Raw genomic sequence first — 20,170 nt, forward strand, 5'->3', positions numbered from 1 at the left:
CCGCTATGACGACACGCGCCAATGTCCGCTGGTCATGAGGTCGGCAGGTTGTCATCGGGGCCGGGTTGCACCAGTCGGAAGTGTGAGTTCGCGCGTTCCATGCCGCGGCTGCGGTAGCGCCCCTCGATGTGGTGGTTATCGATGATGCCGGATAGGACCAGGATGTCGCCGTCCAATCGGTATCGGATGTTGGTCGGCGGGTCGGAGAGTCGCTGACGGAGGGCCAGCGTTTCGTCGGTGATGTCCAGTGCCCACAAGGTGGTCGCGCCCTGGGGAGTCTGGCTGACGAAACTCGTGTACTCGGTGCGGTCGGTGATCGCAACGTTCGCCCACGGGCTCGGCTCCTGGCCCGTCATCGCCGCGGGCACGCCGTCGACGGTGAACGATATCGCCTCCCATTGCCCGTCCAGGGCCGAGCGAGGGGAGTGGATATTGATGAGGGCCAGGATGGCGATGATGGCGATGAGCACCGAATGCGCCACCACGACAAAGAATCCCAGCGATGCCGCCCCGATGCGAACCCGTCGGGTCCCCGGTGCCGCCCACAGTCGCCGCGGCGGGAGCGGTGTGGCGTTCGTGAGAACTCTGGTCACGTTCGCCCAGTAGGGGAGTGTCAGGGCGATCGCCGTGGCCAGCAGTGTTCCGGACACGATTTTGACCGGCACGTCGTAGCAAAGATTGAGCAGAAAGACCTGGGCCATGGCCACAATGGCCAATAGGCCGCCCGCGAGCCAGGTGCGTCGCCACAGCAGCAGCACTCCCGCCGTAATCTCCGCCAGACCGGTGGCGATCGAGTAGGCGTTCGATGCGCCCATGAAGGTCCACAGCGTGTCCTTCAAGCCCACATCGCCGACCGACGGCAGCTGATGCGAGGGCTGGGTCATGTAGCCCATCTGAATGGGTACCGCTTTCGCCATCCCATAGGCGATCAACTCGACCACGAGACCTATGCGGGCGACCTCGAATAGCGTTCGCGCCGAATGCCGATAGTTATCGCGCCGACGATCGAGTGCGCTCCAGAGGATCGTCGCCGCTATCCCGACGAGGAGACATCCGACCAGAGCGCACCAATCACCAAGCGTGTCACCGCTGTTGGAGGTATCCAGGGTGACGCTGTCCCCGCGCAAGAGCAGACTTCCGGCCTGAGCCAGCACCGTTTTGAGCGGCACGATCAGAAGATTCAGCCCGATGATGTTGCCGTACGCGAATAGGACGAGCGCGGATCCGCCGACGGTGAACAGCAATCGGAATGCGATTCTCCCCAGTGGTGTCCAGGGGAGCTCGTTCGGAATATCCGGTCGCACAGTGGAATTCGAGTCCAGCACCGAAGAGGGCATAGGTCGAACGCTAACAGCACTCGATGTGCTCCCGATATCGCTCGCAGTGCTCATTCCGCGTCATTCCCGCGGCGTATTGCGGGGGAGTCCGGCACTCGCGATACCGCGCCGGCGCGGCAGGGACTAGGGGTTGTCCCGGATGCCGGTCCTGTCATGCGGACTGTTAGATGCCAATACTGAAATATGCGCATCTAACTATGAGTTCTCGATGTGGCGTAGTCCGCTCACTGCGACAAAAAGACAGCAAGGACGGGGGAGCCACTGCGGCCCAGCGTGACCATTGCCCGAATGCGGAACCGCATAGGGTCGATTCGGGCGACACTATGACGTGTTCACCGCACACTCGAATCCTGTACCTGCGCACTTCTGTCAGAGGAACCCCGATGCAGTTTCCGCTCACCGTCAATGACTTCCTCGATCGCGCGTACACCGTGTATCCCGATCGGGTGGCGATCGTCGACGAACCCGATCAACCGGCGACCTCATGGGGCGAGATCACCTACGCCCAGCTGCGGGATCGCGCACGGTCGCAGGCCGCCGCACTGGACAGTCTCGGGGTCGCGACCGGTGCGCGCGTCGCGGTGGTATCGCAGAACTCGGCCCGGCTGCTCAGCAGCTTTTTCGGGGTGAGCGGGTGGGGGAGGGTGTTGGTGCCGATCAACTTCCGGCTGACCACCGACGAAATCGCCTATATAGTCGAGCATTCCGGGGCTGAGGTGCTCATGGTCGACCCGGCGTTGAAGTCGGTGGTCGACCAGGTCGATTGCCGGGTGAAGTTCATTTTCGGGCAGGACGACGACAAGATCTGGTCGCAGTCGCGTGAACCCGCTGCCTGGCAGGAGATTTCGGAGTCCGCGACCGCGACGATCAACTACACGTCGGGTACGACCGCGCGCCCGAAAGGCGTGCAGCTGACGCACCGGAATCTGTGGCTGAACGCGACCGTGTTCGGTTGGCATACCGGCGTCAGTGATCGCGATGTGTATCTGCACACCCTGCCGATGTTCCACGCGAACGGCTGGGGACAGCCGTTCGCCGCCACCGCGATGGGCGTCAAGCAGGTCGTGATCCGCCAGATCGACGGCGCGGAGATCCTGCGCCGAATCGACGAGCACGGGGTCACCTATCTGTGCGCGGCGCCCGCGGTGATCAGCGCGGTCCTCGACGCCGCCCGCACCTGGGAGGGCCCCATCCCCGGCCGCGATCGAGTCCGCGCGATTGTCGCGGGTGCACCGCCGCCGACCCGGGTGATCGAGCAGGTGCGCGCCGAGTTGGGCTGGGAGTTCATTCAGATCTACGGCCTCACCGAAACCTCACCGCTGCTGACGATCTCGCGCATGCGCGCCGAATGGGACGAGCTGCCCGCCCCGCAACAGGCCCGTCTGCTCGGTCGCGCGGGTGCCCCCGCATTGGGCGTGCGGATCGATGTCGATTCCACCGGTGAGGTGCTGGCCCAGTCCAATCACAATCTGCTGGGGTATTGGAACAATCCCGCGGCTACCGAGGAAGCGTTGGCGGGCAATTGGTTTCACACCGGTGACGGCGGCACGATCGCGGACGGATATCTCACGATCACCGACCGAAAGAAGGATGTGATCATCACCGGCGGTGAGAATGTGTCCTCGATCGAAGTCGAGGACGTGCTGCTGTTGCATGATGCGGTTCGCGAAGCGGCGGTCATCGGTGTCGCCGACGAGAAATGGGGCGAACTCGTCACCGCCCTGGTGGTGGTCGCGGGCGAGGTCACCGCCGAGGAGCTGATCGCGCACTGCCGCACCCATCTGGCCGGCTACAAAACCCCGAAACGCATCGAGTTCCGTACCGAACTGGCGCGCACAGCCACCGGCAAATTGCAGAAGTTCAAACTGCGCCAACAGTTCTCGACCGATGGCCCCGTGTAGTGAGGTCGTAGCGGCCAAGGTGGGCGAGCGACCTGCGGCGATGGGGGCCGCGGCCGGGCGTATCCGGACCTGGGCAGTGTAACTGTGGCCCAACGGATTCCGCGCGGTGGACTCAGATCGGCTGCATGTCCGGGTCCACCCGCCGCAGGGCGGACGCGAGCCACTCGGTGCGGCGGTGCTCCACCGGCATCGCGGCCAGGCCGTCGGTTGCTTCCTCGATCGCCTGATCGGTGTCACCCAGTAGGGCTAGCACGCCGCCGCGCTGTACACACCCGAATCCGGGGGTCCACCAGTACATCGCTTCGGGCGGGGTGCATTCGGCCGCCGCGTCGGTTGCGGCGTCGGCGGCGGACAGTGCGCTCTGCGCCTCGCGCCGCTCTCCTCGTGCGGCCAGCAGTTCGGCTCGCCGCATGCGGGCATAGGCGATCAGGACCGGATGTGCACCACGCACCGCCAGCGCGGCGTCCGATAGCGCGATGACTGCGGCGTAATCGCCTGTCGCACCCCAGGCCACGTACCCGGCGAATCCCAGACTGTGCACCAGCCGATCGGGGTCTCCGGATTCCTGCGCCAGTTCCACCGCTGTGCCCAGGCTGCGCCGGGCGGCGGTGTCCGCTCCTACCGCGTGCTCGAGCCAGCCCCGGTATTGCGTGATCTCCGAGGCCAGTGATGCCGCTTCGGCGCGTGCGGTGCGCGCTTCCCGGGCGAATTGCTCTGTCATGGCGGACATTCCGCGTGTTGCGGGCAGGACCGCCAGTGCTCCGGTCGCATCCTCGACGCGGCGGGTGGCGGCCAGCATCGCGGCCACATCGGCCAATGCGTTGGGGTCCACGTGGGCGGGTGATCTCGCGGCGGAGGTGAGCCGACCCAGGTCCGTCGTGCCGAGCACCCGTTCGTAGGCGGCGCTCACTCCGGCGGGTACGGGACGTTGACCGGTCTCGATCAGCCCCAGGTACGCCTTGCTGTAGAACGTCCGCTCGGCCATCTTGCGCAGCGATATTCCGGCTGCTTCGCGAGCGGCACGTAAGAGCGCGCCGGAGTCCACACAGCCCACTGTATCGATGGGTCGTGGTCCTTGTAGACGGTTGTGGACAGCAATCCGGTTACCGGCCCAAACATCCACGCATAGCGTTCTTTTCAGCCTTCCGCCGGCGTCCACCCCTTCGGCGGCGGAAGGCCAAGGGGCTGGAATCACAAGGGAAGGGCGGCGTAATGGCGCGGCCGATACCGGGGGCCGACCATGTGCGGCAGATCGATGCGGAGGTGGTCACCCACGTCACGGAGATGGATCTCTGGGCGATCAGAGCGGCCGACCTGGCGGCCGATCTCGCAGAGTTGGAACACCTCGGATTCGTGGAATCGGAGGACTGGTGATTACCTCTATCGCGCACCACAATTGGGCGCTGATCATTGCCTGGGTGCTGGTCTTCGCCGTTCCCGCAAGTGTGCTGATCGGTCTGGTGATCTGGCCGTCCCCTCACGACCACGCGCGAAGTGTGGAGGGAATCCGGCTGAGACTGGAGCGAGAGCGTGCTGCCGCCTTCACGGTGAGGTCACGCCAGGTCGGAGGCGCTGGCACGGGACGTTCGCGACATGGAGGGTAGGTGGTGCACGAAGCCGAGTTCGGGCGGTGTGTTCGTGGCTACCGTTTGCCAGTGACTTGCTCATCGGAACGGTGGTCCTGAACGCCTGAGGGGCGTGTGTTCGGGTGATGGCAGAATTCGGTTCGGCCATGGACCAGCATCGAAGGGATTTGCCGATATGTCGAGCGAGCCGGTCATCGAACGCTCCGCCACGTCGGCGATCACGAGGTTCGGGCTGGGTACGGCCGCGGTCGGGCGGCCCGGGTACATCACGCTCGGGCGGGATCTGGATTTGCCCGCCGATCGCAGTGTCGAGGCGCTGCGCGCGCGGACGCACGCGCTGCTGGATGCGGCGTGGGCGGCGGGGGTTCGGTATTTCGATACCGCGCGCTCGTATGGGCGGGCGGAGGAGTTCGTGGGCGCATGGCTGGCTTCGCGGCCCGAGGTCGCCGGGGATGTGGTCGTGGGCAGCAAATGGGGGTACACCTACACCGCGGACTGGCAGGCGTCCGGGGTGCCGGTGCATGAGGTCAAAAAGCATGCGGTCGAGGTGTTCGATCGGCAGATCGGTGAGACGCGGGCGGCGTTGGGCGGCAATCCCGATGTGTACCTGGTGCATTCGGTTACCCCGGATAGTCCGGCGCTGAGCGATCCAGCGCTGCTGGCTCGGTTGGCGGCGCTGGCGGGGGAGGGGGTGCGGGTCGGGTTGTCGACCAGTGGACCGGCGCAGGCGCAGGTGGTTCGTGCGGCGCTGGAGGTGAGCGTGGAGGGTCGGCCGCTGTTCGCGGCGGTGCAGTCCACTTGGAATCTGCTCGAGCCGTCGGTGGGTCCGGCGCTGGCCGAGGCGCATTCGGCCGGATGGCTGGTGGTGGTGAAGGAAGCGATGGCCAATGGGCGGCTCGCGGGCCGCAATGCGGTTGGTCCCGCTCTGGCCGTGTTGCGCGAGCAGAGCGGCGCGGCCGGTGTGCCCGAGGACGCCCTCGCGCTGGCCGCGGCCGCCGCCCAGCCGTGGGCCGATATCGTGCTCTCGGGTGCGGCGACCCTGGATCAGTTGGCCTCCAACCTGATTGCCGCCGAGGTGACCCTGACTCCCGGCGTGTTGGCGGAGTTGGCGGGGCTTGCCGAACCGGCCGAGTCCTACTGGCAGGCCCGTGCCGTATTGCCTTGGGAGTGAGTGGATTTCGCGCCGAACGGTGATCCGGCGACAGCCTCCGGCTAGTTGTGGATGTGGACCGCGATCACGCCGTCCGCGCGTTCCTCGATCCGGATATGGGTCAGGTCGTGCACGTGAGCGGTGGGGCTGAATGCCCCCGCGCGCGGCCCGACGCCGATAACCCGCATCCCTGCGGCTTTTCCGGCGGCGATGCCCGCTTCGGAGTCTTCGAAGACCAGGCAGTCCTCGGCGGACAGTCCGAGTTCGGCTGCGGCTTTGAGGAATCCCTCGGGGTCGGGTTTGCTGACGCTCACCGATTCGGCGGTGATCCGGATCGCAGGCAGCGGCAGTCCGGCGGCATCCATGCGCACGGTGGTGAGCGCGCTATTGGCCGAGGTGACCAGTGCGTGGGGGAGATGGGTCAGGGCGGCCATGAACGCCGGCGCCCCCGCGATCGGCACCACGCCTTCGACGATCCTGGTCTCCTCGGCGAGCATGCGGGCGTTGTCGGCCAGGTTCAACGCCACATCCCGATCGGGAAGCAACTGGGCCATGGTCGCCCAGCCTTGTCGTCCGTGCGCGACGGCGAGCACCGCCTCGACCGGCAGTCCGTGCGTGGCGGCCCAGCCCCGCCACAGGTGTTCCACCACGGCTTCGGAGTTCACCAGGGTGCTGTCCATGTCCAGTAGCAGGCCGCGAGCAGTGAGCGTGGTGTCAACTGTCATGTACTGGTTATAACCGGCTTGCCGACGGGGTGCAATGGCCGTCACACGCGGTGCGGGATCAGTGAGTCGTCGGGCGATGGCGCGGGTGCCGCCTCCGCGGCGCGCACCTCGACCTCGATCTGCGTTCGGCGCGCGCCCGGATCCCACATCTCCTGAAAGGGACCCACCACCGACCCGCCACCCAGGCGTAATCGTCGCGCCCGCATCACCACCAATCCGAATGCCCCGGCGAACAGCGCAATCGGCGATATCGCCACGGCCATGGCCACGAGGGTCTCCATGTCAGGATGCTACGGCCTCACGCCCGCGAAGCTTTTCACACGATCCTGGCAAGGTCATCGGTGTTCCCTGCGGTATGGACCAAATATTCTCCACTGCAACGGAATTGGCGCCGCGCACGGGTGCGGCCGAGGGCGGCGCCGGTACGGGCTCGTACGCTGCCCGCACTGCGGTCGCGCTCGCCGCGTTCGCCGGGCTCGTGTTCGCGGCCGCACCGGCCCAGGCGAGCGGGCCGGTGCGCAACGCGTGTCTGGTGATCGAGAACCAGACCTCGGACGGGGTGACGGTCGTGGTGAACAATCTGCTGTTCCAAGGAGATTCGTGGAAGATCCGCCCGAATACCACCTCTCTGCTGACCCTTCAGGATGGCAGCGCGATCGCCACCGCCGACGGTGACTGGAGTATTCGGGCTCCCTCGGGGAGCTGGCGTTATGAATCGGGCTGGGATCGGGGCAAGGGCTGCAACGGCTCTTGGGTGTACACGGTGTCGTGATCGGGTGAGAGTGCGGCGGTGGTGTCGGCCGGGCGTGACATCGACAAGGGCATGCGGGCGATCGTCCGCATCACCGGCGAAGTCATCGTGCGGGCACTGGACCCGAGAAGCGGTCCATCCGAGGCGATGAACGTTGCGCTGTCGGCGGGCACGGGTGCCCGCGCGGGATCCGCCCCTGCGCGCGGGGGCGCGCTCGCTCGCCGAACTGTCCGACGTGACAGGACTGTCCGAGTGGTGGGTTCAACTCCTCGTCGCGGCCAGGGCGGTGTCGAGACTGTCGCACAGCACGAACAGCGTGTCCGCGCCGGTGATCTCGAGCGGTCGCCGCACCGGGTAGGAGGCGACCACGCGTGGCAGTTCCCGGCATTGCTGTGCCGCGGCGGCCAGGACGGTGATCCCAGCCGAGCCCAGGAAACTGACCCCCGTCATATCCACCACCACGGTGCGCGGGTTGGGTGCCAGCGCTTGGCGCAATACGCGTTCGAGCATCGGTGCGGACGTCACGTCGATTTCCCCGCTCACGGTTACCACCGGGTTCGCGGGGTCTTCGTCGAGCCGTATCCGCAGAAGCTGGTCCGGAGCGTTCATCAGCGAACTTCCCTCCACGTTGGTCCGATTCACACCATTCGGTGAAGGGTTTACCACCCCGGCACCGGTTTCGATACTGGCATCGGAACTGACCATTCATGCCAATCCGACCGACCAGTCACTTTCGCCCCGCGTACCCGGTCCGGGGCGTCGCCGAGATCGGGAAATGGTCGACTCGTCGTGTCGGCGGGCGTGTCGCGGGTGCGGGGTTTGGGGTCGAGGAGACCGGGGTATCGATCGGTGCGAGTCATCGCGCCCAGGCGCGCTGACCGCTCAGGGGCGTCCGCGCCCACATTCGTCGAATCCGAAGGAGAACCCGAGGTGGCACAGATGCGAGAATCCGCCACGGCGAACACCATTGGCACACCCGCGATACCGGCGGACCAGCCGATGCCGCTGGAGGAGGCCGTCGCGGACCGGCACAGCCGGGCGATGCATCTGATGGTTCGGCTCGCCCCGGGACTCTCGGACTCCGCGCTCGCGGATCTGGCCATCGCCGCGGAGCGGCTGCGCGGACAGGAAGGACTGCCCCCGATCGAACTCACGGCGCAATGGTGAACCCGAATCTGTTCGCCTGAAGCGGTCGCCGCGGCTACAGGGCCCAGGGTCGCCGCGGCCCGGTTGGCCGGCAACTGTCCTTCGGGTATCAGCGGGATCCCACGACCATCCGCTGAATGAGGGTGACGCCGGTGGCCGCCTCCAGGCGGTCCGGGTGGTGGCTCACCGACGGTGGGGAGTACCCGGCAAAACTGGCAGTGGAGGTCATGCGGTCTCGCGTCGATGCCGGCACGTGATGGGCCATCGCCACGAAAGCGGCGGCAGGTCGCCACAAGCAGGACAGCGCACATGACCACACGGCCGGGCAGGGTGACCTGCGATCTGACGATCTCGGATGTCGACGAGAACCGGATCGAGCTCGCCCGTGGGACCGCGGCCCAAGCGTTCATCATGGGGCGCAACATGTTCGGTCCGGTGCGTGGCGAGTGGGACCGGCAGTGGAACGGCTGGTGGTGCGACAATCCGCCGTACCATGGCCCGGTCTTCGTGCTCACTCATCACCCGCGCGATCCGCAGCCGATGCGAGGATGTCCGCGCATGCCGTGTGGCGCGCGGTTCAGAGGAACCGCGGGGTGGGCCGAAGATCTACGCGCCGAGGCGATCTCGGCCGGGCCGAACGCACTGAACTGCCGAACCCGCACGACGGGTTGAGGAATCAGTCGGATGTCAGGCTGCTGGGTTGTTGGCCGCGCCACGGTATCCATCGGTATCCCGGTCGGAAGACCGCATAGTTCTCGCCCAAACCGAATTCGGCATGGAGAGCATCAGACAGGACGAGACCATCCAATGCTCCGTCACGCAACTCGTCCAGATACTCGTTCGCGAGTTCGGCAGGGTCGACGAAATCGTCGGGGTTCCAGCCGACCTGTGCAGCGATGTAGCCGTCGAACGTGGCGAGCAGTGAGTACAGGCTGTTACCGAGGTCGGTCAACTCCGCCGCGGTGAGAGCGATTCTGGGGCCATCCGATACGACGCCGTACCCAACCCCGACAGGTACCACCGACAACTCGCAGTGCGTACCGACCATGCGCGGTACCGGTGTATGGAAGGGAATGCGTTGATCGCCCGCAGTCAGTGTTTGTGATCCGTGGCGGGTACACGCAAGTACAGCCGATCGTGCCGCGTCCACGTCGTCGCCGAAGTTGATCAATAGTTCGAAGCAGATCGCCACGCTCACCCCATCTTTCGGGTCGATCAACTACAGCACTGCCGCGCGGTTCCTGCACGATAGTGGCCACTCACAGCACACCGGTCGGATGCACTGATCTGCCCCATGCCGCGCTGATCGAATCGGCCAGCGCGGTACGGCGGAAGATCAACTAGCAGTAGGTAACCGACCTGGCGACTGAACATCGTCAGCGTTCGGTACGTACGACGTCAGACATCGGGAAGGTCACCAAGCTGGTCGAGCGCAACCTCGAAAAGGCCGATACCGATGCAGAGATCGATCGTGGCGACCCGACGGATCCGGTCGATGTTCACAAGATCGCACGTGATTTCCAAGGGGATTGGATACGCGGCGTCGCGAGTCAGTTGGTCGTGCTCCTGGAATTCGGGCACCTTCGCAACGAAACTGGCGGTACTTCCGTCAGCGTTTGGGAACTGAGCCTCGACCCAGCCCGGGAAATGATCGTCTTCGTACCGAACCGCAACTGCCCTGATGTATGTCATTGTGTGAGTGATCCTCCCACCACCTCGACCCGCCCGCAGGTCAGATCGGCATTACGTCGGCGCAAGGACGCGCTCACATACCGCATACCGCGCCGATTGAACGTACAGAGCAGTGCAATGAAAGATCCAGCGGCTCAGCCGATCTGAGTGAAAGACTGCCGGTGCCCCCGGCAGGATTCGAACCTGCGGCCCACGCTTTAGAAGAGCGTCGCTCTGTCCCCTGAGCTACGAGGGCAGCCCGATCAGAAACATACCTGCTTCCCTGAGGAGAGGGTAGGGGGGAGGATGTCCGCTCATCCCGCGCGGCGCGGTGATCGAACCGGCCAGTCCGGCACCTCGAAAGATCAATGGGCTGAACGTCGCTCGGACCTCTGCATTGCGCCATACATGTCGAGCAGGCTGTATCGGCGGTCTCGGATCAGACCGATGAGCGTGGATGATGACTGTGGCCGATACTGTGCGCACACGAGCGGGCTCGAAGGAAGCGGTGGCAGTGGTGAAGCGGGCATCCGGCGCTGAAGAGGTTTCACGATCGGTACAGGACATCGAGGGCACGGTGTGGCCCGCTCTCGCCGCGGATACAACCTACCTGGTTCGCACGGTGCACCAGCTGCGGCAGGTTCCGATCGGTGAGCTGGGTACCGAAGACCTGCGAATCATGCTGTCGCAGCACGTCGGAACCGCCACAGTCCTGCCGCGGGCGCTGGACCGGTTACAAGCGGATCCGCTCGTTGCCGGTGATTACTATCCGGGCGATCTGTTACTGGCTGTGCTTCGGTGTGCGCCCGACGCATGGACTGGCGAGGCCGAGCTCCTCGACAAAGCGCGTGGCATTGCCCACCACGCGGATGCGATGATTTACAACCTGGACGGCGCACATGTTCCTGAGCTACGCCGCTTGATCACCGAGTTCCTCTCGGGCAGACCAGAGTTCGATCCAGGTCAAACGCACTAAATTGCCGTGTGGCGCGCGGTTCGAATCGGTCACGCGGCGGGGGCCGAAGATCAACGCACCGAGGCGATCTCGGCCGGGCCGAACGCACTGAACTGCCGATTTTCGTTCGGCTGCTCGCAGCACAGGTTCAAGACCGAACTCCACGAGGTCTGAGCTGCTCCGCTATTTGATCGAGGCTGGCCACCGTGATGTTCCAGCGACCCTCGTCCTTGTAGTCGAAGTCAGCACGAAGAACCAGATCGGATCGATTGATCTGGAGTAGACAAGACTTCCAGCTGGCATCGCCCTGCGCCGACATCGCAGCCCGTAACTCCGCGACGCGTTCCAGAACATCCCAGGAGTCGGGCATGTTGCTCTCCCAGCCACCGTCGGCGGTATACACCCAGCCCCACAAGGACGAAGTACCGCGACCGAACGCCGCTACCACGGTGATCCCGCTCCAGTCGACTTGTTCGTACGCCGAGTCACCGACGATCAGCTCACAAATTTCGATCCGCAGCTTATCGACACCACCGTTGCCGAGCGACTTCGTCATTGCCGCCCCCTCCCTGTCACCACATGCACATCGATCGATACCGATTGGGAGACTACAGATCGGAGGACTTCGAACGCCCTGTCATGCCGCATAGTGCGCTATCGGTACCGGCTGCTGTGTGGAGTTGGAAGGCCAACGGGCACAGTGCCGTACGCCTACTGTTGCCCGTTGGACCGGAAGACCACAGCCAGAGCTCATCTCGGACCACTGGTGTGCAGGTTCGCACCGAATGGCGAATTTGCTTCGATCCGCCGGTGGCGTAATTGACCGATATGGTGCTGCGGTGGAACCGATCTTGGGTACGGGTGATGGCTGCGAACTGCCTGCCATCGCGGTTTGTTTGCTGACGGACGATCCTCAACCGGGCATCGTTCTGGTCGAACTCGTCGACGCACACGGCCGACCCCATCAAATGGTCGGCAAGACCGCGTACTTCGGCGGCCTGCACACAGCACCCAAATTTCCCTGCCCGACCAGCGTCGAGTGCACGATCGAGGACATCAACGGCGATATCGCGACAGTAAGTACCTGGTGGCTGTCCGGCGGGCCGGACCATACGCGTTTGGTCTTCGATGTGCGGCTGGACATCCTTGGCCCGACTGACCGCCTTCCGCCGAGCAGTCGATCAGTGTCATAACGTCCGATGCCGCCTACATGCGCGGCGACGCAACCCAGTAGGAGTCCGCAGTCAAATGTCAGGAAGGTTAATGGATCCTGTCGAAGAGTCGCTGCTCGCGCGCCTGGTCGGGCTCGAGGTCGCCTCGGTGGCGTTCGTCCGTGATTATCTCGAACTTGAATTCGGCAGCGGTGCCCGCTTGTTCTGCTATGCGTGGCCGACTGTCGAGGTCGGCGGCACCACTCGGTTCTTCGGGGATGTCGGATATCGAGATGCGTTGTGTGCCTTGATCGCTCAAGTGGTTCTATCGACCGAGGAAGCGGTGGGCATCGGGCTGCTCGTGCGGTTCGGTGTCGGTGCTCTGTCGATCCATCCGACGCTCGACGAGCTCGAGGGACCTGAAATTGCGATGCTCTCGGGGTTCGCCGACCAGGCGTTGGAGGTATGGCGTCCCGGTGAGCACACGTTCGCTGACCTCGAATGAAAAGTGCCACAACGGTTCGAACTCCCAGAAACGTCCGCACATGCCGCGACCCGCGCGATGGTCCGCTGTCCAAACCGGTTGACCGACAGCGCTTCCTGGTACGCGGTAATGCCGATGATCGGTACGGACACATTCGCGTGTTCAGGCCCGCGTCGATGCCCAGGCACGAAACAGCGTGAGCGCCTCGGTCAGATTGCCTGGACCACAGGCCAGGTGGAACCTCTGCCCGGCGGTCCAGCCATGCACCCAGTCGTGCTCGCTCCGATCGATCTTCTGTCGGGGATGTTCCTGGTCTGCCAGTGCCGTTTCCCTGAGATCGATTTCGACCAGCCAGCCGGGGTTGTCGAGCGTTTCGATCCGCACACCCCATCCGTGTTCCCAGCCGCCGTCACACTGCGCGGCGTACCAGCTCTGCAGCCAGTCGAGGACATGTTTCGTGCTCGGACATGGACGCCGATGCTAGTCGAGTTCGGCCGCGGCAACGATGATTCCGCCAGACGGCGAACCGGCGACCATCACAGGCTTGGGGGCTTGCCCTCGGGCCGGTCGGCGGCGGTCCGCCACCGGCGGAAATTCTCATACCGATCAACGAGACAAGGCTCGCTTTCGGTACCGAACGCAACGCAAAGGCACACGGCGAGCCAATGATTTTCGACATCTGCTCATGTCGCAACCCGGGCGTTGGTCGGCCGTTTAAACGGGCTGGCAGACAGCGCTTCCGGGTGCGCGGTAACGCCGAGTTCAGGCTGCGGTAATTTGTTGCCGGACTTATCATTTGCCGATGGAATCAGCGGCCGGGCCGTCGTTTGGCGTCGGCGAGCCTCACGTTCGGATCGGTTGTTCACCCAGCGGGTTGCTGCTGCCGATCGGAAACGCAGTGGGCATCGTGGCCGCCGTCGGATTGCTCGATAACGCCTGGCTCGTCATGCCAGTCGGCTGGGGAGGGTGGGGGGCCACCGTGACTTTCGGGCTCGCCGGTCTGGTGTACGCGTTGTTCGGGCTGGCACAGGTAGTCGTGTTCATGATGTCCCCGATCCGGCTCTACGTCGGCGGGCTCAGCGAGATTGCGTCGAACACAGTGAAATGCTGGGCGTTGAGCGTGGCCAGTGAGTCGGTAGGCTTCGGGGTGCGCATCACCGGATGGTGGACCATCGTCCTGGCCGGAATCATCGTCGCAGCCGTTCGTTTCATATTTGGTGCGCGCACTAGTTTCGACGAGTAATGGTCGAAGACGAGTCCCGGTGGGGCGCTCGTCTTCGGGACCGAACGCACTGATCTGCCGCCGGGCGCGCTGACCGAACCGGCCGGCGATGCGGTGGAAGACCAACCGACTGTTGCGGTCCGAGGGCCGAACGCACTGGAGATGCCGATTCCGGGATCTTCGCTCGACCCGGTCATGATGAGTCTCATGAACGAATGGCAATTGCACATATCCCTGACTGAGCTGCGCCGGTCGTTCGAGGTGTTGCTGGACCATGCCGAAGCCTCCGCAGGCGGTGACATCGTTCGCTTGGACCAGGATTACTTCTGGTCGATACCGCGAGAAGAGTTGTACGACCCCACCAGTGTGCCGACGAACCTGACGCTGGGGCAGCTCTCGTGGTCGTGGCAACACATGACCGATCTGCTCGCCGATCCGGATCAGGCGATCGGATACCACCTGGTATGGCTCTCGGAGGTGCTACGGGCGATCGGTCAGAACACGCACTGATATGCCGCAACCCTCGCGTTGGTCAGCCGTCTCCGATGGCATGAGTACCCGTCATGCGGGTGGCAGGACCAGATCGCGACCGTCGAGCACCTCAACCCCGATCACCCGATGGAATGGACGGGATGGTCCTGCGGGATGAATATGCACAAAAATGACGGCTTCCCCGCCGGATTCCAATACCAATATCCCGCCGTTCGGTGAGCCGAGCGGCGCGGTCAACAGCATCGGACAGGTGGGCGTGCAGGTGCACCGACCGTAGAACCTCAGGTCGGGGACTGTGCGAGCGAGATGGGGGTCCTCGGGTTCCAGTAGATCGACGATCTCGGTCACAAGATCGGGGAATACCTCCGCCAGGCGCGGGAACTGCTCCGCCGTCATTGCCCGAACCCTACCGCCGACATCTGCCGCACACCCCTGGCCGAACCCCTGCCAGGCATCATGAAAGATCAACGGGCTGAACGCCGCTGGGCCTTCGGCAGTGCATTCTTCAGGCGCTGATCGATTGGTTGCAAGGACTCCAAGAGCGTCACAGGGTCCTGACGCATTGCGTAGATGCTGACCTCGTGGTGAACGAGATCCCGGACCGCGCGCCTGCGCCCGCTGCAGGTCTAGATTCGGTCGGCCAGCAGCACCACACGGTCGGCGGCGGGGTCGAACCCCAGTACCGGGGATCGAGAGTCGAAGGAGTCGAACTCTGAGCACATCAGCACAGGTTTACCCAGCCGCCGCCCGATCGCGCACAGAACATCGCACAGAACGTCCACCCCGGCCTGGCCCTGCAATTGGCGAAGGTCGACATCGAAATCGATCTCGCCGAGCCACGGACGAAAGATCATCTGCACGTTCGAGATCGGCCACACCCGCAGCGTGACGCAGTCGGCATCGGCCGGGCGGGACAGCACGTCCACCGCAGCGGGCAACTCTCGCTTGCGATCACCCTCGTAGTACTCCCACGCCCACCCCTGTGTCCGAATCAGATCGAACACCGCCTGCCAGTCCTCGACCGATGCCTCCTGCACGTACACATCCGGCAGGGAACCTATCCTGTTGGGGTCGAGCAACTCCTCGACGTCATCCCACTGCAAGTCCGGCATCCCGACATGCTGCCAGCCAGCGCATCGAAGCGCAGCCCGAATTCGGGGTCATGCGAGGGTATCTCGTGCTCCGCCACTCTCGGAAAGGCAGTGACGAAGCACCGGCTCCATGCCTGTACTTCGAACATCCTGTATTGCCGCGACCCGGGCATTGGCCGGTCATCCGAACAGGTGGACAGCACTTCCGATGCGCGGTATTGCCGAATTGAGTGCACTGCAGTACCCAAATGCAGCCGATACGCTGAGTCTGTGTACTGGGATCCGCTGCCGACCGTCGCTGTCTCGCACATGCTTCCGATCGCCAGTTCCGCAAACGGCAGCCCCCTGGGCCCGCCGAGTGACTACTTGCGAGGCGAGTGGAGCCAACGGGATTGGCGCAATGTTCCCGGTCCGTTCTACGGAGCTGGGACTGATTCGTGCGGGACGGGCCGACTCGAGGCCCCTAACCATGTTGTCTACGAGGACGACTTCGGCAGTGAAGTGGTATTCCGCCAACCCCGTGACGTGCGAGAGACGCAGCTAGTACTGACAGCGGCGTGGTCCGACCCCTTCTGTGCGTACGCGTGCGACGGTGACGACCACTGGACCCTGGAGCAGATCCGCTGCTGGTGGGCCGAGCGTGCACATCTGGCTGAATGGATAGACCGTGTTGATCGCGCATGGTCAGCTAGCGCACGTGAGGACGAGCGTGAGGATGCACAGGGACTGCGCGACTACCGTCAGTATTTGAACAGCGGACTCGGAACGTATCTACAGGAATATGGGTTCTGGCTTGAATATCGACGCGCATCGACGCCTGCTGATACCTTGCCCGACCTAGGTCCTTAACCGGGCGGTTCAACAGCCTGAAATGCCTCACAGTGCAACGCGATGAGAGTTAACGCCCAAACGTACTGTTCCGCCGCGTGGCGGGCTATTCGAACCGGCCACGCGGTCCGGCCGAAGGTCAACGCGCCGAGATCATCTCAGGCTCGGCGACACGCCATATTGCCGAATGTCGCGCATTCACACGGCTGGTGACGAGCGGCCAACCTCCAAGATCAGGCAACAGCTCATGCCGCAGGAAGGCGTTCCAATCACGTGGTGCCCCCCACTGATCGGGGCACAGGAACATGTGGCTGGCTCCGGGACAACGATCTTGGAAGGGTCGATAGCGCTTTCTATTTCAGCAGAAGGGGTTTCATACAATGACGACTGTTCGCACTGCCCTGGGCACCAGCCTGGTGGTCGCCGCCGCAACCGCCGCGATCGTGGCAGGATCCGCCGTCGCCGCAGCGTCGGCCGACGGGGCTCCCCTGGAGCTGACCTCGCCCGCGAGCCAGCCGACTGCCGCCCAGCCGATTTACACTCCGGATAGCGGCAGTGCCGTGATCAACATCCTCAACCTCCTCACCGGCAGTGCTGATCGGCCGTGCAACAGCCCCATCACCTGCGGCTGATCCGATCTCGCCACTTGCCGCGCCGACCGACACCGGCCACCGGTAGGAATCGAAAGATCAACGTGTAGCGAACGCACGCTACTGCCGCGACCCGCGCGTCCTGAAGCGGCCGTGCCGCCTGCCGGGTCTGTCCAGATAACGGTGTAGCTCGGGTTGATTGTGTTATCTCCGTCCGGCGGTGAGTCGGCCGTCGAAGGTGATGTCGAAGGCGTTCAATGCCGCTTTCCAGCGGGTGATCCATCGTTTCTGGCCTTCGCCGGTGGGGTCGAGGGCCATGACCGCGAGGTAGACGCATTTCAGGGCGGCGTGCTCGTTGGGGAAATGGCCGCGGGCGCGAACCGCGCGGCGGATGCGAGCATTGACCGACTCGATCGCGTTCGTCGAACAGACGACGCGCCTGATCTCGGTGTCGAAGGCCAGGAACGGGGTGAACTCGGCCCACGAGTTCTCCCAAAGCCGCACGATCGCAGGATATTTCGTGCCCCAAACCTCCGCGAACTCGTAGAACCGTTCCAGTGCCGCGGCCTCGGTGGGTGCGGTGTAGACCGGCTTCAACGCCTTGGCGATCGCGGCCCAATCCTGACGCCCGGCATAGGAGAACGAGGCCCGCAGCAGGTGAACGATGCAGGTCTGAACGACCGCGGCCGGCCAGGTCTGCCCGATCGCCTCCGGCAACCCCTTCAAGCCGTCGCAGACGAGCATGCAAACATCCTCGACACCACGGTTTTTCAGCTCGGTCAGGATCGCCAGCCAGAACTTCGCACCCTCACCACCGTCCCCGGCCCAGAGTCCGAGGATCTCGCGACCGCCCTCGACCGTCACCGCCAACGCCACGTAGATGGGCCGGTTGGCGACCTTCCCGTCACGGATCTTGACGTGGATCGCGTCCAGGAAGATCACCGGATAAACCCGGTCCAGGGGCCGGTTCTGCCATTCGGCCATGCCGTCCATCACCTTGTCGGTGATGGTGGAAATGGTCTGTTTGGACACCTCGGCGCCATAGACCTCACGCAGATGCGCGCAGATCTCGCCATGAGTCAGGCCCTTGGCCGACAGCGACAACACCATGTTCTCCACCCCGTTGAGCCGGCGCTGACGCTTGCGCACGATCTGTGGTTCGAAGGTGGCGTCGCGGTCGCGCGGGACGTCGATCTCGACCGGTCCCACCTCGGTGATGACGGTCTTGGATCGGGTTCCGTTGCGCGAGTTGGGTATTCCACGTCCGGCCGGGTCACTGTGGTCGTAGCCGAGGTGGTCGGTGATCTCGCCGTCGAGGGCAGACTCGACCACCATCTTGGTCAGTTGGCCCAGCAGCCCGCCCTCGCCGGTCAGCTGCAGCCCGCTGGCGCGGGCCTGGGCCACGAGCTGGTCCACCAGCTCGGCATCCACCGCTGTCGTCTTCGGTTTCCTGGGCCTGGCCATCGCGTCAGTATCGGCCACGACCGCAGCCATCGCATCAGTGTTCATGTGCCACTCCTTGTTTCGGAGTTACACCGTTGTTCTTACAGTCCCGGCCTGCCGAAGATCAACGGGCAGAGCCTCGTTCGGTCGCGAGCGAGGCACCAAAATGGCTCCCTTTTAGTCAACCCATTGGAGCGGGTGCGGGTTTAGTCTTGTGGTTGGGTCCGGGTTGTGGCTTGTCCGAAGGGTCGGTGTTCGGGGTCAGGCCGGTCGCGCTGGAGTCAGGAGTCGTTCCCGATTGCCCTCCCGGGCCCACCAATTCGCGGCGCCGCTGGTCGGTGAGCATGCGTGTGTAGACGAGGTTCGAGAGGCGTCGTTTGAGCGCCCGCAACGCTTCCTTCGACGTCTTTCCGCCCGCGCGGCGGGTGTCGTAGTAGGCGCGCCCGGGTGTGTGGTGCCGGAGTTGGACGATGGCCATGATGTGCAGGACCCGATTGATTCTTCGGTTGCCGGCGCGGGAGAGCCGATGGCGTCGCTGGTCACCAGAGGAGGCGTCCAAGGGCGCGGTGCCGTTCCAGGAGGCGAACCGGTTGCGGTCGGCGAACCGGTGGATATCGCCGACGTCGGCCAAAAGCCGTGCGGCGCTGGAGGGTCCGATGCCGTGCAGGCTCATCAGGGTCGAGCCGTGTTCGGTGACGAGTTGGCGGAGTTCGCGGTCCGCGGCCTTGATTTTGCGGTCGATGGTCTCGAGGTCGCTGACCTGCTCGACGGCCAGCCGGCGCAGGATCTTGCCGCCCGGATCACGGGGTTTGACGGTGGCGAGCAGGCGGCGTGCCTGGGCGGCGGTGAGGTATTTCTTGGCCCCGCCGGGCAGCAGTTCCAGCAGCAGCCGGTGCAGCCGGTTGAGGGTCTCGGTGTGCGCGCGTCCCAGCGCGTCGCGGCGGTCGGCCAGCAGCCCGAGCGCGGTCAGGGTCGAATCCGCCGCGACACGACGCAGATTCGGTGCGCGCAACGCCGCGAGCGCGACCGAGTGCGCGTCGACCGGATCGGTTTTGCGGCCGTTGCCGGTGGCGAACACGCGCACCTGCGCGGAGAGTTTCGCGGGCACGTCGATGACGGTTTCCCCGTCATGGACCAGCCGGTGCGCCAGGTGCCGGCCGATCCCGTTGCAGCCCTCGATCGCCCACACCCGATCGGGGAAACGCTGTGCGGTGGTGAGCATTTCGCGATAGCCGGGCTTGTCGGTGCCGTAGCGCCCGACGGTCAGGACGTGGGCGTGGGTGTCGATGATTTCGATGGTGGCCGAGCGTTTGTGCGGATCCATTCCGATGATCACTGTCATCGGATTCCTCCCTCGAACGAACGGATCGTGATGGGTTCGTGTGGGAGGGCACCGCTACTTCGAGCTGGGGCAGACCCTTTTCCAGCCACTCCCGACACGGTGTCCGGTGGGAGGCAAGCCATGAGAGAGCCACACCAATGACGACGGCGGGCAGCCGAGTTGTGAGCATCCCATCGGGCACCTGGACCAGATCCTGGCCGGGACCGGGCCTGAGGTTCCCCCGCTTTCTCGGAGAGCTCTGACTGTGGTCCGATAGGGCCGGAAGGAGTCATTCGTGGCAGCACCGAAGAAGTACCCCGATGAAT

At 64.5% G+C, this 20,170-nt stretch carries 24 protein-coding genes, 1 tRNA gene and 1 pseudogene; 12 read left to right on the forward strand and 14 right to left on the reverse strand.

Annotated features, from left to right (window positions below; genetic code table 11):
- Positions 1–32: 32 nt before the first annotated feature.
- A complete protein-coding gene (locus tag AB0L82_RS34040; RefSeq protein WP_364645885.1) occupies positions 33–1,337 on the reverse strand; it encodes a hypothetical protein in 1,305 nt (434 codons plus the stop codon).
- Between the two features lie 383 nt (positions 1,338–1,720).
- On the opposite strand from AB0L82_RS34040, the gene AB0L82_RS34045 reads away from it, so the two are divergent.
- Positions 1,721–3,238, forward strand: coding sequence for an AMP-binding protein (locus AB0L82_RS34045; protein ID WP_364645888.1), 1,518 nt, complete (start codon positions 1,721–1,723; stop codon positions 3,236–3,238).
- 112 nt (positions 3,239–3,350) lie between these two features.
- Here AB0L82_RS34045 and AB0L82_RS34050 read toward each other — a convergent pair whose 3' ends face one another.
- Complete coding sequence (locus AB0L82_RS34050; RefSeq protein WP_364645891.1) at positions 3,351–4,283, reverse strand: helix-turn-helix transcriptional regulator; 933 nt, start codon at positions 4,281–4,283, stop codon at positions 3,351–3,353.
- 167 nt (positions 4,284–4,450) lie between these two features.
- Here AB0L82_RS34050 and AB0L82_RS34055 point away from each other — a divergent pair, with 167 nt between their 5' ends.
- Positions 4,451–4,612, forward strand: coding sequence for a hypothetical protein (locus tag AB0L82_RS34055; protein ID WP_364645894.1), 162 nt, complete (start codon positions 4,451–4,453; stop codon positions 4,610–4,612).
- A 387-nt stretch (positions 4,613–4,999) separates the two neighbouring features.
- Entirely contained in the window at positions 5,000–5,995 is a 996-nt protein-coding gene (locus AB0L82_RS34060; protein WP_364645897.1) for an aldo/keto reductase, read from the forward strand.
- A gap of 41 nt (positions 5,996–6,036) precedes the next feature.
- Here the strand turns inward: AB0L82_RS34060 and AB0L82_RS34065 are convergent, their stop codons facing one another.
- Together AB0L82_RS34065 and AB0L82_RS34070 are read right to left on the reverse strand one after the other, a co-directional pair.
- Positions 6,037–6,699 (reverse strand): HAD-IA family hydrolase, encoded by a 663-nt coding sequence (locus AB0L82_RS34065; RefSeq protein ID WP_364645900.1) that lies wholly within the window; start codon positions 6,697–6,699, stop codon positions 6,037–6,039.
- Between the two features lie 41 nt (positions 6,700–6,740).
- Positions 6,741–6,980, reverse strand: coding sequence for a hypothetical protein (locus AB0L82_RS34070; protein WP_364645903.1), 240 nt, complete (start codon positions 6,978–6,980; stop codon positions 6,741–6,743).
- Positions 6,981–7,054: 74 nt separating this feature from the next.
- On the opposite strand from AB0L82_RS34070, the gene AB0L82_RS34075 reads away from it, so the two are divergent.
- Complete coding sequence (locus AB0L82_RS34075) at positions 7,055–7,471, forward strand: hypothetical protein (RefSeq protein WP_364645906.1); 417 nt, start codon at positions 7,055–7,057, stop codon at positions 7,469–7,471.
- Between the two features lie 240 nt (positions 7,472–7,711).
- Here AB0L82_RS34075 and AB0L82_RS34080 read toward each other — a convergent pair whose 3' ends face one another.
- Complete coding sequence (locus AB0L82_RS34080; protein ID WP_364645908.1) at positions 7,712–8,155, reverse strand: STAS domain-containing protein; 444 nt, start codon at positions 8,153–8,155, stop codon at positions 7,712–7,714.
- 225 nt (positions 8,156–8,380) lie between these two features.
- Between AB0L82_RS34080 and AB0L82_RS34085 the strand changes: the two genes are divergently transcribed.
- A complete protein-coding gene (locus AB0L82_RS34085) occupies positions 8,381–8,617 on the forward strand; it encodes a hypothetical protein (protein ID WP_364645911.1) in 237 nt (78 codons plus the stop codon).
- Positions 8,618–8,705: 88 nt separating this feature from the next.
- Here the strand turns inward: AB0L82_RS34085 and AB0L82_RS34090 are convergent, their stop codons facing one another.
- Positions 8,706–8,825, reverse strand: coding sequence for a LysR family transcriptional regulator (locus tag AB0L82_RS34090; RefSeq protein ID WP_364645914.1), 120 nt, complete (start codon positions 8,823–8,825; stop codon positions 8,706–8,708).
- Between the two features lie 182 nt (positions 8,826–9,007).
- Here AB0L82_RS34090 and AB0L82_RS34095 point away from each other — a divergent pair.
- Positions 9,008–9,130 (forward strand): annotated as a pseudogene (locus tag AB0L82_RS34095) (dihydrofolate reductase); the annotation flags it as partial.
- Positions 9,131–9,272: 142 nt separating this feature from the next.
- On the opposite strand, the gene AB0L82_RS34100 reads toward AB0L82_RS34095, so the two are convergent.
- From AB0L82_RS34100 to AB0L82_RS34110, 3 genes are all read right to left on the reverse strand, one after another.
- Complete coding sequence (locus AB0L82_RS34100; protein WP_364645917.1) at positions 9,273–9,815, reverse strand: hypothetical protein; 543 nt, start codon at positions 9,813–9,815, stop codon at positions 9,273–9,275.
- Between the two features lie 179 nt (positions 9,816–9,994).
- Positions 9,995–10,288, reverse strand: a complete 294-nt coding sequence (locus tag AB0L82_RS34105; protein WP_364645920.1) for a hypothetical protein — start codon at positions 10,286–10,288, stop codon at positions 9,995–9,997.
- Between the two features lie 162 nt (positions 10,289–10,450).
- Positions 10,451–10,523, reverse strand: a tRNA-Arg gene (locus tag AB0L82_RS34110).
- 201 nt (positions 10,524–10,724) lie between these two features.
- Between AB0L82_RS34110 and AB0L82_RS34115 the strand changes: the two genes are divergently transcribed.
- Positions 10,725–11,243, forward strand: a complete 519-nt coding sequence (locus tag AB0L82_RS34115; protein WP_364645923.1) for a contact-dependent growth inhibition system immunity protein — start codon at positions 10,725–10,727, stop codon at positions 11,241–11,243.
- Between the two features lie 127 nt (positions 11,244–11,370).
- On the opposite strand, the gene AB0L82_RS34120 is transcribed toward AB0L82_RS34115, so the two are convergent.
- Positions 11,371–11,778: a hypothetical protein gene (locus tag AB0L82_RS34120; RefSeq protein ID WP_364645926.1), complete on the reverse strand. Its 408-nt coding sequence runs from the start codon at positions 11,776–11,778 to the stop codon at positions 11,371–11,373.
- A gap of 283 nt (positions 11,779–12,061) precedes the next feature.
- Here AB0L82_RS34120 and AB0L82_RS34125 point away from each other — a divergent pair, with 283 nt between their 5' ends.
- Both AB0L82_RS34125 and AB0L82_RS34130 read left to right on the forward strand, forming a co-directional pair.
- Entirely contained in the window at positions 12,062–12,415 is a 354-nt protein-coding gene (locus tag AB0L82_RS34125) for a hypothetical protein (protein ID WP_364645929.1), read from the forward strand.
- A gap of 70 nt (positions 12,416–12,485) precedes the next feature.
- Complete coding sequence (locus AB0L82_RS34130; protein ID WP_364645932.1) at positions 12,486–12,878, forward strand: hypothetical protein; 393 nt, start codon at positions 12,486–12,488, stop codon at positions 12,876–12,878.
- A gap of 141 nt (positions 12,879–13,019) precedes the next feature.
- On the opposite strand, the gene AB0L82_RS34135 is transcribed toward AB0L82_RS34130, so the two are convergent.
- Entirely contained in the window at positions 13,020–13,295 is a 276-nt protein-coding gene (locus AB0L82_RS34135) for an immunity 53 family protein (RefSeq protein WP_364645976.1), read from the reverse strand.
- A 364-nt stretch (positions 13,296–13,659) separates the two neighbouring features.
- Between AB0L82_RS34135 and AB0L82_RS34140 the strand changes: the two genes are divergently transcribed.
- Together AB0L82_RS34140 and AB0L82_RS34145 are read left to right on the forward strand one after the other, a co-directional pair.
- Positions 13,660–14,100 carry a hypothetical protein gene (locus tag AB0L82_RS34140; RefSeq protein WP_364645935.1) on the forward strand — a complete coding sequence of 147 codons (441 nt, stop codon included), beginning with the start codon at positions 13,660–13,662 and terminating at the stop codon, positions 14,098–14,100.
- Between the two features lie 186 nt (positions 14,101–14,286).
- Entirely contained in the window at positions 14,287–14,589 is a 303-nt protein-coding gene (locus tag AB0L82_RS34145) for a hypothetical protein (RefSeq protein WP_364645937.1), read from the forward strand.
- Between the two features lie 608 nt (positions 14,590–15,197).
- On the opposite strand, the gene AB0L82_RS34150 is transcribed toward AB0L82_RS34145, so the two are convergent.
- Positions 15,198–15,683, reverse strand: a complete 486-nt coding sequence (locus tag AB0L82_RS34150) for a hypothetical protein (protein ID WP_364645940.1) — start codon at positions 15,681–15,683, stop codon at positions 15,198–15,200.
- Positions 15,684–16,870: 1,187 nt separating this feature from the next.
- On the opposite strand from AB0L82_RS34150, the gene AB0L82_RS34155 reads away from it, so the two are divergent.
- On the forward strand, positions 16,871–17,122 hold the full coding sequence (locus tag AB0L82_RS34155; RefSeq protein WP_364645943.1) for a hypothetical protein: 252 nt from the start codon (positions 16,871–16,873) through the stop codon (positions 17,120–17,122).
- Between the two features lie 162 nt (positions 17,123–17,284).
- On the opposite strand, the gene AB0L82_RS34160 is transcribed toward AB0L82_RS34155, so the two are convergent.
- Entirely contained in the window at positions 17,285–18,544 is a 1,260-nt protein-coding gene (locus AB0L82_RS34160; RefSeq protein ID WP_364645978.1) for an IS256 family transposase, read from the reverse strand.
- Between the two features lie 160 nt (positions 18,545–18,704).
- Entirely contained in the window at positions 18,705–19,865 is a 1,161-nt protein-coding gene (locus AB0L82_RS34165) for an IS110 family transposase (protein WP_364645946.1), read from the reverse strand.
- Between the last annotated feature and the right edge of the window lie 305 nt (positions 19,866–20,170).

This window comes from Nocardia sp. NPDC052001 (assembly GCF_040680615.1).
In the GTDB taxonomy this organism is placed as follows: domain Bacteria; phylum Actinomycetota; class Actinomycetes; order Mycobacteriales; family Mycobacteriaceae; genus Nocardia.